At 66.5% G+C, this 14,175-nt stretch carries 12 protein-coding genes; 2 read left to right on the forward strand and 10 right to left on the reverse strand.

Annotated features, from left to right (window positions below; all coding sequences use genetic code 11):
• Positions 1-55 precede the first annotated feature (55 nt).
• Entirely contained in the window at positions 56-892 is an 837-nt protein-coding gene (budA, locus tag ACT6UX_RS11985; protein ID WP_444775376.1) for an acetolactate decarboxylase, read from the reverse strand.
• Positions 893-979: 87 nt separating this feature from the next.
• Between budA and alsS the strand changes: the two genes are divergently transcribed.
• Positions 980-2,638 carry an acetolactate synthase AlsS gene (alsS, locus tag ACT6UX_RS11990; RefSeq protein ID WP_444775377.1) on the forward strand — a complete coding sequence of 553 codons (1,659 nt, stop codon included), beginning with the start codon at positions 980-982 and terminating at the stop codon, positions 2,636-2,638.
• A gap of 25 nt (positions 2,639-2,663) precedes the next feature.
• Here the strand turns inward: alsS and ACT6UX_RS11995 are convergent, their stop codons facing one another.
• The 4 genes from ACT6UX_RS11995 to ACT6UX_RS12010 are packed head-to-tail and all read right to left on the reverse strand — an operon-like array spanning position 2,664 to position 6,744.
• Positions 2,664-3,173, reverse strand: a complete 510-nt coding sequence (locus ACT6UX_RS11995; RefSeq protein WP_444775378.1) for an anthrone oxygenase family protein — start codon at positions 3,171-3,173, stop codon at positions 2,664-2,666.
• A gap of 39 nt (positions 3,174-3,212) precedes the next feature.
• Positions 3,213-4,391, reverse strand: coding sequence for a 3-hydroxybenzoate 6-monooxygenase (locus ACT6UX_RS12000; protein WP_444775379.1), 1,179 nt, complete (start codon positions 4,389-4,391; stop codon positions 3,213-3,215).
• Entirely contained in the window at positions 4,378-5,592 is a 1,215-nt protein-coding gene (locus ACT6UX_RS12005) for a CoA transferase (RefSeq protein ID WP_444775380.1), read from the reverse strand. The genes ACT6UX_RS12000 and ACT6UX_RS12005 overlap by 14 nt, the downstream gene beginning before the upstream one ends.
• Positions 5,593-5,622: 30 nt before the next feature.
• On the reverse strand, positions 5,623-6,744 hold the full coding sequence (locus tag ACT6UX_RS12010) for an NADH:flavin oxidoreductase/NADH oxidase (RefSeq protein WP_444775381.1): 1,122 nt from the start codon (positions 6,742-6,744) through the stop codon (positions 5,623-5,625).
• 79 nt (positions 6,745-6,823) lie between these two features.
• Here ACT6UX_RS12010 and ACT6UX_RS12015 point away from each other — a divergent pair, with 79 nt between their 5' ends.
• Positions 6,824-8,530 carry an N-acyl-D-amino-acid deacylase family protein gene (locus tag ACT6UX_RS12015; RefSeq protein WP_444775382.1) on the forward strand — a complete coding sequence of 569 codons (1,707 nt, stop codon included), beginning with the start codon at positions 6,824-6,826 and terminating at the stop codon, positions 8,528-8,530.
• A 57-nt stretch (positions 8,531-8,587) separates the two neighbouring features.
• On the opposite strand, the gene urtE is transcribed toward ACT6UX_RS12015, so the two are convergent.
• The 5 genes from urtE to urtA all read right to left on the reverse strand — a co-directional run bounded on the left by urtE (position 8,588) and on the right by urtA (position 14,105).
• Positions 8,588-9,283, reverse strand: a complete 696-nt coding sequence (gene urtE, locus ACT6UX_RS12020) for an urea ABC transporter ATP-binding subunit UrtE (RefSeq protein ID WP_444775383.1) — start codon at positions 9,281-9,283, stop codon at positions 8,588-8,590.
• Positions 9,284-9,285: 2 nt separating this feature from the next.
• The gene (gene urtD / locus ACT6UX_RS12025; protein ID WP_444775481.1) at positions 9,286-10,032 is read right to left on the reverse strand and encodes an urea ABC transporter ATP-binding protein UrtD; all 747 of its coding nucleotides are present in this window, start codon (positions 10,030-10,032) and stop codon (positions 9,286-9,288) included.
• Between the two features lie 11 nt (positions 10,033-10,043).
• Complete coding sequence (urtC, locus tag ACT6UX_RS12030) at positions 10,044-11,162, reverse strand: urea ABC transporter permease subunit UrtC (protein ID WP_444775384.1); 1,119 nt, start codon at positions 11,160-11,162, stop codon at positions 10,044-10,046.
• Complete coding sequence (gene urtB / locus ACT6UX_RS12035; RefSeq protein WP_444775385.1) at positions 11,159-12,772, reverse strand: urea ABC transporter permease subunit UrtB; 1,614 nt, start codon at positions 12,770-12,772, stop codon at positions 11,159-11,161. Before urtB ends, urtC begins: the two co-directional genes overlap by 4 nt.
• Before the next feature lie 76 nt (positions 12,773-12,848).
• Positions 12,849-14,105, reverse strand: coding sequence for an urea ABC transporter substrate-binding protein (gene urtA / locus ACT6UX_RS12040; protein WP_444775482.1), 1,257 nt, complete (start codon positions 14,103-14,105; stop codon positions 12,849-12,851).
• Positions 14,106-14,175 lie beyond the last annotated feature (70 nt).

The following is a 14,175-nucleotide window of genomic DNA, read 5'->3' on the forward strand; positions in this document are numbered from 1 at the left end:
CCTGACCTTAGGGAAGGCGCGACCTGGCTTCGCGCGACAATTCCTCGGCACTGGCCTAGCGATCTTTTGCCATCTCGGCCTTTTCGAGCGCCGCCGCCGGGTCCTGCGTCAGGTCGGCGTGCAGGAATTCCCGTGTTTCCGGGATCGCGAGGTGGAGATTGTCGAGGTCGTGGACCTGGACGTCGAGCGACACCGCCTTGACCCCCAGCACGTGACCGCCGCTCTTGCGATCTTCGGTGAGGAAATGCAGATGCCATCCCGCGACGCCGATCGTTCGCGAATAGGCCGGCGTCCAGAAGCCCAGCATCGTGCCCCTGACGTCCTTCTGCCGGAACTCGGCCTGGGCATCGGTCGCCTTGTCGAGATGCACGCCCGCCTCGACCTTGCAGGCAACCCGCCAGTAGACCTCGTCGAAATGACCGTCTATGCGCACCGCGAAGAAGAGATTGTCCGACCGCCGCAGCCCGTCGAGCGCGGCGATGAGCGACGACATGGATTCGATGTTCTCGATCTTGCCGCGATGCTGCGGATGGAAGTTGGTGAGGGTCGCGAACGGCACGGACGCGTTGTCGGAGGGCAAGGTTATGCGGCCGTCGGCATGGGCCTGGTAGAACTTGCCGTCGAGCACGACCATCTCGCCGTCCAGCCCCTCGAACGTGCCGAGGCCGAAGTCGCCGTGCGGCCTGAGCCCGCCCACCGTGACGGCCTCGTTGTAGACGCCCTGCACCAGCGCGCCCGTCGTCGAAACCTGAAACAGGGTCGAATGGTCGAGGCCCAGTGCCTCCGACAGCGCCCGGGACACGAAATGGCGCAACGGTTCACCGGTCTTCTCGCAGTGCGCCATAAGCGCATCCATGAGCGATTGATACACTTCGGTCGTCAGCCTCGGCATTGCGCCATCCTTTCGTCGCGGGCGACAAGGGTTGCCCGGACGTGCATGATCGCCCGGACGCGGCCCGGAATCGAGAGCGGAGCAACGATGAACGATCCGAAGAACGGCGCACACCTTCTGGTGCGCAACCTCGAAGCCCAGGGCGTCGAGTACATATTCGGCATTCCCGGCGCCAAGATCGACCCGGTCTTCGATGCGCTTGCCGATTCGAAGATCAAGCTGGTCGTCTGCCGGCACGAGCAGAACGCGACCTTCATCGCCGGGGGCCTCGGCCGGCTGACTGGCAAGGCCGGCGTCGTCCTCGTGACCTCGGGTCCCGGCGTGTCGAACCTCGCCACCGGCCTTGCCACCGCCAACACCGAAGGCGATCCCGTGGTGGCGCTGGGCGGCGCCGTGCCCATCGCCGACCGGCTGAAGCAGGCGCACCAGAGCATGGATACAGTGGCGCTGCTGCGCCCCATCACTAAATACGCCGCCGAGATCGATTCGCCGTCGGCGATCTCCGAAGCGACTGCCGCCGCGTTCCGTGCGGCCGAATCCGGCCGGCCGGGCACGGCCTTTCTCGGCCTGCCCAAGGACGTCATGAAGGCGCCTGCGCCCGGCCCCGTGCTGACTCCGGCGACCGTCCCGATGATGGGCGCAGCCGCAACCGAAGCGATCGCGGCCGCCGCCGCCATGATCGGGGCGGCGCAACGGCCGGTGATGCTGCTCGGCATGCTGGCGAGCCAGGGCCCTGTGGCGCAGGCCGTGCGTGCGCTGTTGGCCCGAACGAGGCTCGCCGTCGCCGGCACCTATCAGGCCGCGGGCGTCGTGCCGCACGACAGGCTCGACTGTTTCGGCGGACGGGTCGGCCTGTTCCACAACCAGCCGGCCGACCGCCTGCTCGACGAAGCCGATCTCGTGATCACGGTGGGCTTCGACCCCGTCGAATACGACCCCGCCCTCTGGAATGCCGGTCGCACGCGCAAGCTGGTCCACATCGACTGCATTCCGGCGGACTACGACCGATACTATCGGCCGGACATCGAGCTGATGGGCGACAGCGCCGCCACCCTGCGCGCCCTGTCGGCGCTCCTGCAGCCGAAGGACCGACCGACGCAATCGGAACTGCTGGCCGAGATCCAGCGTGAGCGAGGGACCGTCGCCGCCGAGGCCGCCAAACGCACGGGTAGCCCGGTCCATCCGCTGCGACTGGTGCACGAACTCCAGAAGCTGATCGACGAGGATGTGACGCTCTGCTCCGATATGGGCTCCTTCCATATCTGGATGGCGCGGCATCTCATCAGCCATCGGCCGCGGCAGATCCTGATCAGCAACGGGCAGCAGACCTTGGGTGTCGCCCTGCCCTGGGGCATCGCGGCCTGCCTGGCCGAGCCCGGTCGCAAGGTCATCTCCATCTCTGGCGACGGCGGCTTCCTGTTTTCCGCCGTCGAACTCGAGACGGCGGTCCGACTCAAGTGCAACTTCGTGCATGTCGTCTGGATCGACGGCAGCTACAACATGGTCGGCATCCAGCAGGTCGCGGCTTACGGCCGCGATTCAGGCGTGCATTTCGGGCCCGTCGACCTGGTGAAGTTTGCCGAGTCGATGGGCGCGCAGGGCCTCATGATCAAGGACGCCGACGATGTCGGGCCGACGCTGCGCAGGGCGATGGCGATGGAAGGCCCCGTCCTGGTCGGCGTCCATGTCGACTATCGCGACAATCCCAGCCTGATGGCCGCGATGCACGAGGACGTCATCATCTGACGTCCCCTTGCGTCACGGGCTGCAATCAGCGCAGACCGTAGGACCGGCGGCCGGCCGACGTGAGATCGACCGCCCAGGCGCCGAGCAGGCAGAGGAAAGCCAGGATCGCACCGAGCGCGCGAACGTGGTTCCACGACGCCCACGGCACGGAGAAGTCCTTCCAATAGCTCGCGGCGTTGGCATCGGCGCCGGCCACGGTGGCGAGCGTCTCGTTCAAGGGTACGTTGACCTGCAGGGTAACGCCGATCACCGCGGCCGCATGGATCAGCGCGGCAAGGGCGGCGAGCCGCGCCGCATTGCGATGCCCGGCCGAGCGGGCGCCCAGCGCCGCCAGCAGCGGCAGGATCAGGGCGCCGAAGAAGACGATGGCGAACACGGGGCTGCGCACGATGGTGTTGATGCCGTGCATCGAATTCACGGCCGACATGGCCCCGCCGAGATCGAGGCCCGGCATGACGATGGTCGAGAAGGAATAGAATATGCCCGCGCTCAGCGCGGTGCACAGCAAGGCGAGGACGAAGAAGACGTGGCGCATCCTTGAAACTCCGCTGACCCACCCTACGAAGCTGCAGCCCTAGCCGAGGCCGTTGCCGCCGTAAAGCCACTCCAGAGAGTCGAGCCACTGATCCTGCGTCCGGGCGCCCATCATCGCGTTGCGCAATGCCGCGTGCGGGCCCGCCGGATGATAGACGTGATCGCCCATGGCGCGGGACATCAGCTGCGTTCTGGCCGTGCGCAGGACGCGGCGGTCACGATAGGTGACGAGGCCGCTCTCGACGGAATCGCAGCGGGACAGCGAATCGGCGAGGCAGACGGCATCCTCCATCGCCATGCAGCCTCCCTGTGACATGTACTGCAGCATAGGGTGTGCAGCGTCTCCCAGCAGCGCCACCCGCCCATCGACCCACCGGTCGACCGGCTCACGGTCACAGAGAACCCACATGTGCCAGTTCCGGCCACGGCCTATGATGTTCTGCGCCCGTTCGCAGACATGCGCAAAGCCCTTGCTCACCTCATCCGTATCGACGGGCCTGCCGGCCACGGGTTCGGGCGCATGGTTATGATAGGTCACGACCAGGTTGAAGAGCTTCCACCCCGAGAGCGGATAGTGGACGATGTGACACTTCGGCCCGGCCCACAGGGTGGCGGCATTCCAGCGCAGATCCTCGGGCATCTGCTCGGTCGGGATCACCGAGCGATAGGTGGTATGTCCCGACACGCGTGGCGGGCCGTCGTGGGTCACCTGCGCCCGCACGTTCGACCACAACCCGTCGGCCCCGATCAGAGCGCGGCCCGTGACCCTCTCGCCGTTGCGGAGCCGGGCGACCACCGAGGTGCCATCCTGATCGTAGCCGGTGACTTCGGCGCTGGTGCGCAACGCGATCAGCGGATGGTCCTCGCACCCTTTCAGCAGCACGCCATGAAGGTCGCCGCGATGGACGACGGCGTAGGGATTGCCGAAGCGCGCGCGGAACCTGTCGCCGAGATCGATATGGCAGATCTCGCCGTCGGCCTGCGCATCCATCAGACGCAGCTGGTCGATATAGACCGCCATGCCGCGCGCCGCCTCGCCGACACCGAGCCGGTCGAAGCAGTGGAAGGCGTTGGGGCCGAGCTGGATCCCCGCGCCGATCTCGCCCAGGCGGCTGGCTTTCTCCAGCACCTGCGAGGCGATGCCCTTCTGGGCGAGCGCCAGAGCCGTCGCCAGTCCGCCGATGCCGCCGCCGGCGATGAGGATCCTATCTGGGGCCACCGATAACCTTGTCGTCGTGCAACCGGGCGATCTCGTGCCCGGGCAGGCCAAGGATACCTGAAAGGATCTCGTCGGTATGCTGCCCCAGCACCGGCGCCGGTTGCGGCGGCTGGCGCGGCACGGCGCCGAATTGCATCGGCGAGGCGGCCACCGGGTACCGGCCGATGCCAGGCTGGTCGAGGATCGTGAACATCGGATTGTCGAGCACGTTCGCCTTGTCGGCCGCGAGTTCGCGGAACGTCTGGTAGGGCGCCCACAGGGCACCGGCCTTCTTCAGAGCCGCCGACACATCCGCCGCATCGTGGGCCGCGACCCACGGCTCGATCACGGCGATGAGCTGCTGACGCGCATCCCAGCGGCCGGCATCGCTCTTGAGGTCGACGCCCGTCTCGGCCTCGATCTTCCTGAAGGCGTCCACGAATCCCCCCGCCGCCGCCAACGCGTCGACATGGCGATCCGAAAAGATGCAGATCATCACGAAGCGGCCGTCCTTCGTACGGAAGTCCCGGCCGAAAGTGCCGAAGATTTCGTTGCCGAAGCGCGGCCGGTCGACGTCGTTCACGACCGCTTCGCCGATGTAGCCCAGCGCCGAGGTGGTCGCGAGCGCCATGTCCTGCAATGGCAGAACGATCTTCTGCCCCTGCCCTGTCATCCGGCGATGGCGCTCGGCGGCCAGAAGCGAGAGCGCGCCGGCATAGGCGGCGGCGAGATCCCAGGGCGGGCAGACCGCATTCACCGGTCCCTCATGGCCGACCGGACCGGTGACCATCGGAAAGCCGGTAATGGCGTTCACCGTGTAGTCGACATGGGCCGAACCGTCGCGCGCACCGATGATGTTCAGCGCGATCAGGTCGGCACGCTTCTTCGCCAGCTCCTCGTAGGCCAGCCAGCCGCGCGCCGGCATGTTGGTAGTGAAGATGCCCGCGCCCTCGCCCGGCGCGGTGATCAGCGCCGTGAGCAGCTCGCGCCCCTTGGGATTGCGCAGGTCGACGGCGATCGAGCGTTTGCCCTTGTTGAGGCCGGCCCAGTAGATCGAGAGGCCCTCTTCCGTGACCGGCCAGCGCTCGTTGTCGAGGCCGCCCTTGATATCGTCGAAGCGGATCACGTCAGCGCCCATCTGGGCGAGCGTCATGCCGCCCAGCGGCGCAGCGATGAACGCCGAGCCCTCGACGATGCGGAGGCCCGCGAGAATGCCTGTCATGAACGTTTCCCGTGTCTGTTGTTTATCTTGTTACTTTCGGCCAAGCGTGTGCTCGCGCTTCTCCAGCCACCAGCCGTATTCCGGCGTCCATAGATCGAAGTCGGGATCGCAGCCCAGCGCCTGAGCGGCGTGCAGCGGCCAGAAGGGCTCGTAGAGCGCCTGGCGGCCGATCGCGATCAGGTCGGCATCGCCGGCCTGCAGGATCGCCTCGGCCTGCGGCCCGTCGAGGATCAGGCCGACCGCCATCGTCGCGATGCCTGCCTGCTTCTTCACGGCCGAAGCGAACGGCACCTGGAAGCCGAGGCCACGCTTGACGCCGGCTGCGGTCGCGGCACCGGCGATTCCACCGGAGGAGCAGTCGATCACATCGACCCCGATCGCCTTCAGCTCCTGGGCGAACGCCACCGTGTCGTCGACGTCCCAGCCGCCGCCGCCATCGACGGCCGAGACTCGCATGAACAGCGGCTTGTTCTCGGGCCATGCCTGGCGCACGGCCCGCGCCACGTCGAGCGGGAAGCGCATGCGGCCGGCGCGGTCGCCACCATACTGATCGTTGCGCGTGTTGCTGATCGGCGAGAGGAACTGCGCGAGCAGGTAACCATGCGCGCCATGGACCTCGAGCACGTCGTAGCCCGCCGCATCGGCCCGCTTGGCCGCGGCCGCGAACTTCTGCACCAACTCCTCGATCTCGTCGACCGACAGGGCGCGCGGCTTCAGCCAGCCTTCAGCCGCGGCAAGATCAGTCGGGCCGACCACTTCCCATTTCTGCCAGCCGGCGCCTTCCGGCCCGAACTGGCCACGCTTGTCGAAGGTGCGCGGCGTCGAGCCCTTGCGGCCGGAGTGGGTGATCTGCGTGGCCGAGAGCACGCCCTCGCCGCGAATGAAATCGGTCAGCCGCTTGTGGCTCGCGATCTGACCGTCGTCCCACAGGCCGAGATCGCCCTGGGTGACGCGGCCGCGCGGTTCCACGGCACAGTTCTCGGTGAACACGGTGCCGAACCGGCCCAGCGCGAACTTGCCGAGGTGGACAAGGTGGAAATCGTTCACCAGCCCGTCCGTCGCGCGGAACTGGACCATGGGGGAAACGACGCAGCGGTTGGGTGCGGTGACGCCGCGCATCTGGAGTGGCGTGAAGAGAAGCGGTTTCTGCAAAGGTCGGTCCCCCGGACGGGATGGCTATCAGGCGACCGAACATAGACCGGGGCGGCCAGCCCGGCCTATCCTCCTGGCCATGTTTGACCTCGTCATCCGAAACGGAACCGTGATCGACGGCTCGGGCGCCCCGCGCCAGATCGCCGATGTTGCAGTGCAAGGTAATCGCGTCGCGGCCGTTGGCCCCAAGCTGGGACAGGCCAAGCGCGAGATCGATGCCGAGGGGCTCATCGTCGCCCCGGGCTTCGTCGACATCCACACGCATTATGATGGCCAAGCGACCTGGGACCCGTTCGTCACGCCGTCCTCCTGGCATGGCGTCACGACCACGGTGTTCGGCAATTGCGGCGTCGGCTTCGCGCCGGTGCGGCCCGGCGCCTCGGGTTACCTCATCAACCTGATGGAAGGCGTCGAGGATATTCCAGGTACCGTCCTCAGCGAGGGCGTGAAGTTCAACTGGGAGTCCTTCCCCGACTATCTCGACGCGCTGGCCTCGATGGACCGCGCGGTCGACGTGGCGGCGCAACTGCCGCACGGTGCGCTGCGCTTCTACGTGATGGGCGATCGCGGCGCCGAACACGCCGAAGTCCCGACCGAGCGCGAGATCGAGGAAATGGCCCGCCTCACGGAGGAAGCGCTGCATGCCGGCGCCATGGGCTTCACGACCTCACGCACCACCAAGCACAAGGCTCGTGACGGCCGGTTCACGCCGACGCTGAGCGCCCGCGAAGCCGAGCTTCTCGGCATCGCCCAGGGCATGAAGCGCGCCGGCCGCGGCGTACTGCAAGTTAACTCCGATTTCGGGCCGGGCGAATTCGAAGCGCTGGACGCGGCCGCGAAGCTGGCGGGCCGTCCCCTCTCCTGCCTGCTGGTGCAGGTCGACGCCCAGCCCAGGCTGTGGCGCGAGACACTCGATCAGATCAACGCCGTGCGCCGTTCGGGTCGCGTGGCCAACGCGCAGGTGGGCTCCCGGCCGATCGGCGTCATCATGGGCCTCGAGACGACGGCTCATCCGTTCGCCGGCCATCGCGCCTGGCTCGACATGCGCAAACTGTCGCCCGAGGAGCGCTACCAGCGGCTCATCGCCGACGCCGAACTGCGCAAGGCGCTCACCGACACGCAGCAGGAGCCCAACCCGCGCGCCTTCATGGCAGAAGCCTTCCATCGGATGTTCCCGATCGGCGAACGGCCCGACTACGAGCCGGACAGCAAGGATTCGATCGCGGCGATCGCGCAGCGCACGGGCCGCACGCCGCAGGCGGTGGCGCTCGAGGAGATGATGTCGCGCGGCGGCAAGGGCCTGCTCATGCTGCCGTTCGAGAACTATGCCTATGGCAGCCTCGACGTGGTGCATGAGATGATCACCGACCCCGCATCCGTGCTGGGCATCGCCGATGGCGGCGCCCATGTCGGTGTGATCTGCGACGCCTCCTCGCCGACCTCCCTGCTGACCCTGTGGGGCCGCGACCGCACCCGCGGACCGAAGCTCGACCTCGAATTCCTGATCGCCAAGCAGACGCGCGGCACTGCCGAAGCCTATGGGCTGACGGACCGCGGCCTGCTCGCGCCGGGTCACAAGGCCGACATCAACATCATCGACTTCGACAACCTCACCCTGAAGCGCCCGGAGGTGGCCTACGACCTGCCGACCGGCGGCCGCCGCCTGATCCAGCGCGCCTCAGGCTACAAGCACACGTTCAACGCCGGCGTCGAGACGCTGCAGAACGACGAGCTGACCGGCGAACGCCCGGGCCGGCTCGTGCGGGGCGCGCAGACGGCGCAATAATCCCCCGACGTCTCTCCACTCCTCCCCTTCGGGGCTCCGGACGAGACGACGGGATTTCTACACCGTCATGTGCTTGCGCACGGCCTCGACGTCGAAGGTCTCACGGGTGCCGGACATCACGACTTCGCCGCGGTCCATGACGGCGAAGTCGTCGGCGAGTTCGTGGGCGAAGTCGAGATACTGTTCGACCAGCACGATCGCCATGTCGCCGCGCTGCCGCAGGTAGACGATGGCACGGCCGATATCCTTGATGACCGAGGGCTGGATGCCTTCGGTCGGTTCGTCGAGCAGCAGCAGCTTGGGCCGCATCGTGAGCGCGCGGCCGATCGCGAGCTGCTGCTGCTGGCCACCCGAGAGATCGCCGCCGCGCCGCTTCAGCATCGACTGCAGCACCGGGAAGAGTTCGAATACCTCGTCCGGCACCTTCTTGTGCTCGCGGCTGACCGGCGCGAAGCCGGTCTCGAGATTCTCCTTCACCGTCAGCAGCGGGAAGATTTCGCGACCCTGCGGCACCAACGCCACGCCGCGGCGCGCGCGCTCGTAGGGTGGCAGCTTCGAGACTTCCCGACCGTCGACCGAGATCGTGCCCGAGGCGACGGACTGCAGGCCGGAGATGGCGCGCAGCAGACTGGTCTTGCCGACCCCGTTGCGGCCCAGCAGGCAGGTCACGCGGCCGATCGCCGCCGATAGCGATACGCTGCGCAGCGCCTGCGCGGCACCGTAGTAGAGATTGACGTTCTGGACTGAAAGCATCGTCATCGCCCGAGATACACTTCCACGACGCGCGGATCGGCGCTCACCTGGTCGAGGGTTCCCTCGGCCAGCATCGATCCTTCGTGCAACACCGTCACCTTGACGTCGAGCGCGCGCACGAAGCTCATATCGTGCTCGACCACGACGACCGAGCGCGTCTTGTTGATCTCGCGCAGCACCTGCGCGGTGGTCTCGGTCTCGACGTCGGTCATGCCCGCGACCGGCTCGTCGACCAGCAATAGCTTGGGATTCTGGGCGAGCAGCATGCCGATTTCCAGCCATTGCTTCTGGCCGTGGCTGAGACGGGCCGCCGGCATGTGCTGCTGCGCCTCCATTCGGATGATCGACAGGATCTCGTCGAGGCGCTGGTCCTCCTCCCGCGTCGGTGTGGCGAGCAGCAGCTTGTACCAGCTGCGCAAGCCGGCCAGTGCCAGCAGGAGGTTGTCGCGCACCGTGTGGCTCTCGAACACGGTCGGCTTCTGGAACTTCCGGCCGATCCCCAAGGTGGCGATGCTGGCCTCGTCGAGCTTGGTGAGATCGGCCGTCCCGTCGAACACGACCTCGCCGGTGTCGGGCCGGGTCTTGCCGGTGACCACGTCCATCATGGTGGTCTTGCCGGCGCCGTTGGGACCGATGATGGCGCGCATCTCGCCGGGCTCGATCAGCAGCGACAGGTTGTTCAACGCACGGAAGCCGTCGAACGAGACGGTGACACCACTGACGTAAAGCAGCGCGGACGTGCTTCGCATGGTCGGGGTGTTCATGCCGGCACCCTCGCCTTGCGGGCGTGTGCCCGGTTCTTCATCTGGCCCCACAGACCCACGATGCCCTTGGGCAGCAGCAGCGTCACGACGATGAAAAGCGCGCCCAGCGCGAACAGCCAGACTTCCGGCAGGGCGCCGGTCAGCCAGGTCTTGCCGAAGTTGACCAGGATCGCGCCGATGATCGGGCCGACCAGCGTGCCGCGACCGCCGACCGCCACCCACAGTACGGCTTCGATGGAGTTGCCCGGCGCGAACTCGCTCGGATTGATGATGCCGACCTGCGGCACGTAGAGCGCGCCCGCGACGCCCGCCATGGCGGCCGACAGCACGAACACGAAGAGCTTGAAGCCCTCGACCCGGTAGCCGAGGAAACGCATGCGGCTCTCCGCGTCGCGCACCGCCGTCAACGCCTTGCCGAAGCGCGAGCTGACGACCGCGGCCGAAATGATGAGACCGACGGCGAGCGCGACGGCCGAGGCGAAGAACAGAACGGCGCGCGTCTCATTCGCCTGGACCGAATAGCCGAGGATGTCCTTGAAGTCGGTCAGGCCGTTGTTGCCGCCCAGCCCCATGTCGTTGCGGAAGAAGGCCAGCATCAGCGCGAAGGTCATCGCCTGGGTGATGATCGAGAGATAGACGCCGGTCACACGGCTGCGGAAGGCGAACCAGCCGAGCGCAAAGGCGAGCACGCTGGGCACCAGCACGACCATGATGGCCGCGAACCAGAAATGGTCGAAGCCGTGCCAGAACCAGGGAAGCTCCTTGTAGTTCAGGAACACCATGAAGTCGGGCAGGATCGGATTGCCATAGACACCGCGGGTGCCGATCTGGCGCATGAGATACATGCCCATGCAGTAGCCGCCCAGCGCGAAGAAGGCGCCATGGCCCAGCGAGAGGATGCCGCAGAAGCCCCAGACCAGATCGACCGCCAACGCGAGCAGAGCATAGCAGAGATACTTGCCGAAGAGCTGCAGCACCCACGACGGCACATGCGCCGGATTGGTCGCGGCCAGGATCAGGTTGGCCAGCGGCAGCGCGATGCCGCCGGCCAGGATCAGCAGGACGCACAGGCGCAAGTTGCGGTCCATGCCCTGCCAGAGAAAGCGCGTGATCATTCGACGGACCGCCCCTTCAATGCGAACAGGCCGCGGGGGCGTCGCTGGATGAACATGATGATGAAGACGAGGACGAGGATCTTGCCCAGCACGGCGCCGGCATAGGGTTCCAGGAATTTGTTCACGACGCCGAGCGTGAGGGCGCCGATCAAGGTGCCGAACAGGTTCCCGACGCCTCCGAACACCACGACCATGAAGGAGTCGATGATGTAGCCCTGGCCGAGATTGGGGCTGACATTGTCGATCTGGCTGAGCGCGACGCCAGCCAGGCCAGCGATGCCCGAGCCCAAGCCGAAAGTCAGCGCGTCGACCCGCGGGGTGCGGATGCCGACGGCCGAGGCCATCGGGCGGTTCTGCGTGACGGCACGCATATAGAGACCCATCGGCGTCTTGCGCAGGAGCAGGATCAGCGAGGCAAAGACGACCAACGCAAACACCACGATCCAGAGCCGGCCATAGGTGATACTGAGCTGGCCGAGTTGGAAGGCGCCCGACATCCAGGACGGCGCCCCGACTTCGCGGTTGGACGAGCCGAAGATCGAGCGCACCGCCTGCTGCAGCACGAGCGACAATCCCCAGGTCGCGAGCAGCGTGTCGAGTGGGCGACCGTAGAGGAAACGAATGATCGTGCGCTCGATCACGATGCCGATCGCGCCCGAGACGAGGAAGGCGAGCGGCAGGGCGATGACCAGCGAAACGTCGAACAGATGCGGCGCCGAGGTGCGGATGATCTCCTGGACGACGAACGTCGTGTAGGCTCCCAGCATGACCATCTCGCCATGCGCCATGTTGATCACGCCCATGGTGCCGAAGGTGATGGCGAGGCCGATGGCGGCCAGCAGCAGCACGGAGCCGAGCGAGATCCCGTACCAGACATTCTGTGCCATCTGCCAGGCAGCCAGTGTCTGCTCGATCGAGGCGGCGGCGGCCAAGGCGGCCGCCTTGACCTCGCCGTCGGAGCCGGCGGCAACGGTGTTCAGCACGCCCAGCGAATCGCGGTCCGCCCGGTCGCGGACCACGGCGATCGCGGCGAGCTTCTGCGCTGCAGGAGAATCGGGCGTCGCGAGGATGATGGCGGCCCGCGCCTCGCTCATGGCGCGCTTGATGCGCGCATCCTTTTCGACGGCGAGCGCCTGGTCGAGAGCCGCCAGCGCCGACGCGTCGCGGCGCTTGAAGAGGGAATCGGCGGCATTCAGCCGGACCCGGGCATTGGGACTCATCAGCGTGAGCGAACCGACGGCGGCTTCGATGGTGCCGCGCAGGCGGTTATTGACCCGCACCCTTTCGAGGTCGGCTTCGGCAGCCGTGCCGGCCGGACTGCCGGTGACCGCATCGGTCAACGCCAGCCTGTTGCCGTCGGCCGTGGCGATGACAGCCAGCTTGTCTGACGTGCGAATATAGAGTTGCCCGGCCGCCAGGGCCTCAAGGATCGGCGCGGCACGCTCCTCACCGGAGGCTGCCAGTGCGGTGATCGAGGCCTCGCGCTCGCTCAGGCCGCCGGACGTGAGGTTGCCCACGAGGGCGGCGAGGTCGGCGGCGAAGGCCGCTCCGGCGAGCGCCAGCGACGCGAGCACCGAGAGCAGGACCGAAACCGGTCGAAGAAGAGGCATGGGCTGTGACTTGATCCGGGAGATGGAAACGGGGCGACCTTCCAGCCGCCCCGTCCGTTTGAGTCCTGCGTGTCGGCTACTTCGCCGCCTTGCCGATGCACTTCTTGGCAACGGTGTCGTAGTTTCCGCAGTTCATGGGCTTCGTCCAATCGGCCTTCAGGTTCTTCGAGTCGTCGAGGATCGGCGACCAGGCCTCACCCGCGACGAGGCCAGGGGTCTTCCAGACCACGTCGAACTGACCATTGCCCTCGATCTCGCCGATCAGCACCGGCTTGGTGATGTGATGGTTCGGCAGCATCTCGGAGATTCCGCCCGTCAGGTTCGGGACCTTGATGCCGACGAGCGCGTCGATCACCTTGTCGGGGTCTGTCGTGCCGGCCTTCTTGACCGCTTCGACCCACATCCGGAAGCCGATCACGGAAGCTTCCATCGGATCGTTGGTCACGCGCTTCGGGTTCTTGGTGAAGGCCTGCCAGGTCTTGATGAACTCCGCATTCGTCGGATCCTTGACCGACTGGAAATAGTTCCAGGCCGCCAGATGGCCGACCAGCGGCTTGGTGTCGATGCCGGCGAGCTCTTCCTCACCCACCGAGAAGGCCACGACCGGGATGTCCTTGGCCTTGATGCCCTGGTTGCCGAGCTCCTTGTAGAATGGAACGTTGGCGTCGCCGTTGATCGTCGAGACGACGGCGGTCTTCTTGCCGGTCGAGCCGAACTTCTTGATGTCGGCCACGATCGACTGCCAGTCGGAATGACCGAACGGCGTGTAGTTGATCATGATGTCTTCCTTCGGAACGCCCTTCTGGAGCAGGTACGCTTCGAGGATCTTGTTGGTCGTGCGCGGATAGACGTAGTCGGTACCGGCCAGGACCCAGCGCTTCACATTGCCGCCGTCCTTGCTCATCAGGTAGTCGACCGCCGGAATCGCCTGCTGGTTCGGCGCGGCGCCGGTGTAGAACACGTTACGCTGGCTCTCCTGTCCCTCGTACTGGACCGGGTAGAACAGGATGCCGTTCAGCTCCTCGAACACCGGCAGCACCGACTTGCGGCTGACAGAGGTCCAGCAGCCGAACACCACGGCGACCTTTTCCTTCTGCAGCAGCTCGCGCGCCTTCTCGGCGAACAGCGGCCAGTTCGACGCCGGATCGACCACGACGGGCTCCAGCTTCTTGCCCAGCAGGCCGCCCTTCTTGTTCTGCTCTTCGACCAGCATCAGCACGACGTCCTTCAGGGTCGTCTCGCTGATCGCCATCGTGCCCGACAGTGAATGGAGGATGCCGACCTTGATCGTGTCCCCCGCCTGCGCAAACGCGCTGGTCGCCGCGCTGGCCATCAGGCCGGCGGCGACGAGGCCCGTCCGCATGAGTGTTCCCAATTTCATCCCGCTCTCCTTGTCTTTCGAC

This window comes from Reyranella sp. (assembly GCF_052439685.1).
Lineage (GTDB): Bacteria > Pseudomonadota > Alphaproteobacteria > Reyranellales > Reyranellaceae > Reyranella.

What these genes read in the sequence shown, in the direction of transcription:
- urtD (WP_444775481.1), bottom strand. Translation starts at nt 10,032, where the DNA reads ATGCGAAGCACGTCCGCGCTGCTTTACGTCAGTGGTGTCACCGTCTCG.
- urtA (WP_444775482.1), bottom strand. Translation starts at nt 14,105, where the DNA reads ATGGCCAGCGCGGCGACCAGCGCGTTTGCGCAGGCGGGGGACACGATC.
- urtE (WP_444775383.1), bottom strand. Translation starts at nt 9,283, where the DNA reads ATGCTTTCAGTCCAGAACGTCAATCTCTACTACGGTGCCGCGCAGGCG.
- ACT6UX_RS12005 (WP_444775380.1), bottom strand. Translation starts at nt 5,592, where the DNA reads ATGACAGGCATTCTCGCGGGCCTCCGCATCGTCGAGGGCTCGGCGTTC.
- ACT6UX_RS12015 (WP_444775382.1), top strand. Translation starts at nt 6,824, where the DNA reads ATGTTTGACCTCGTCATCCGAAACGGAACCGTGATCGACGGCTCGGGC.
- alsS (WP_444775377.1), top strand. Translation starts at nt 980, where the DNA reads ATGAACGATCCGAAGAACGGCGCACACCTTCTGGTGCGCAACCTCGAA.
- ACT6UX_RS11995 (WP_444775378.1), bottom strand. Translation starts at nt 3,173, where the DNA reads ATGCGCCACGTCTTCTTCGTCCTCGCCTTGCTGTGCACCGCGCTGAGC.
- budA (WP_444775376.1), bottom strand. Translation starts at nt 892, where the DNA reads ATGCCGAGGCTGACGACCGAAGTGTATCAATCGCTCATGGATGCGCTT.
- urtB (WP_444775385.1), bottom strand. Translation starts at nt 12,772, where the DNA reads ATGCCTCTTCTTCGACCGGTTTCGGTCCTGCTCTCGGTGCTCGCGTCG.
- urtC (WP_444775384.1), bottom strand. Translation starts at nt 11,162, where the DNA reads ATGATCACGCGCTTTCTCTGGCAGGGCATGGACCGCAACTTGCGCCTG.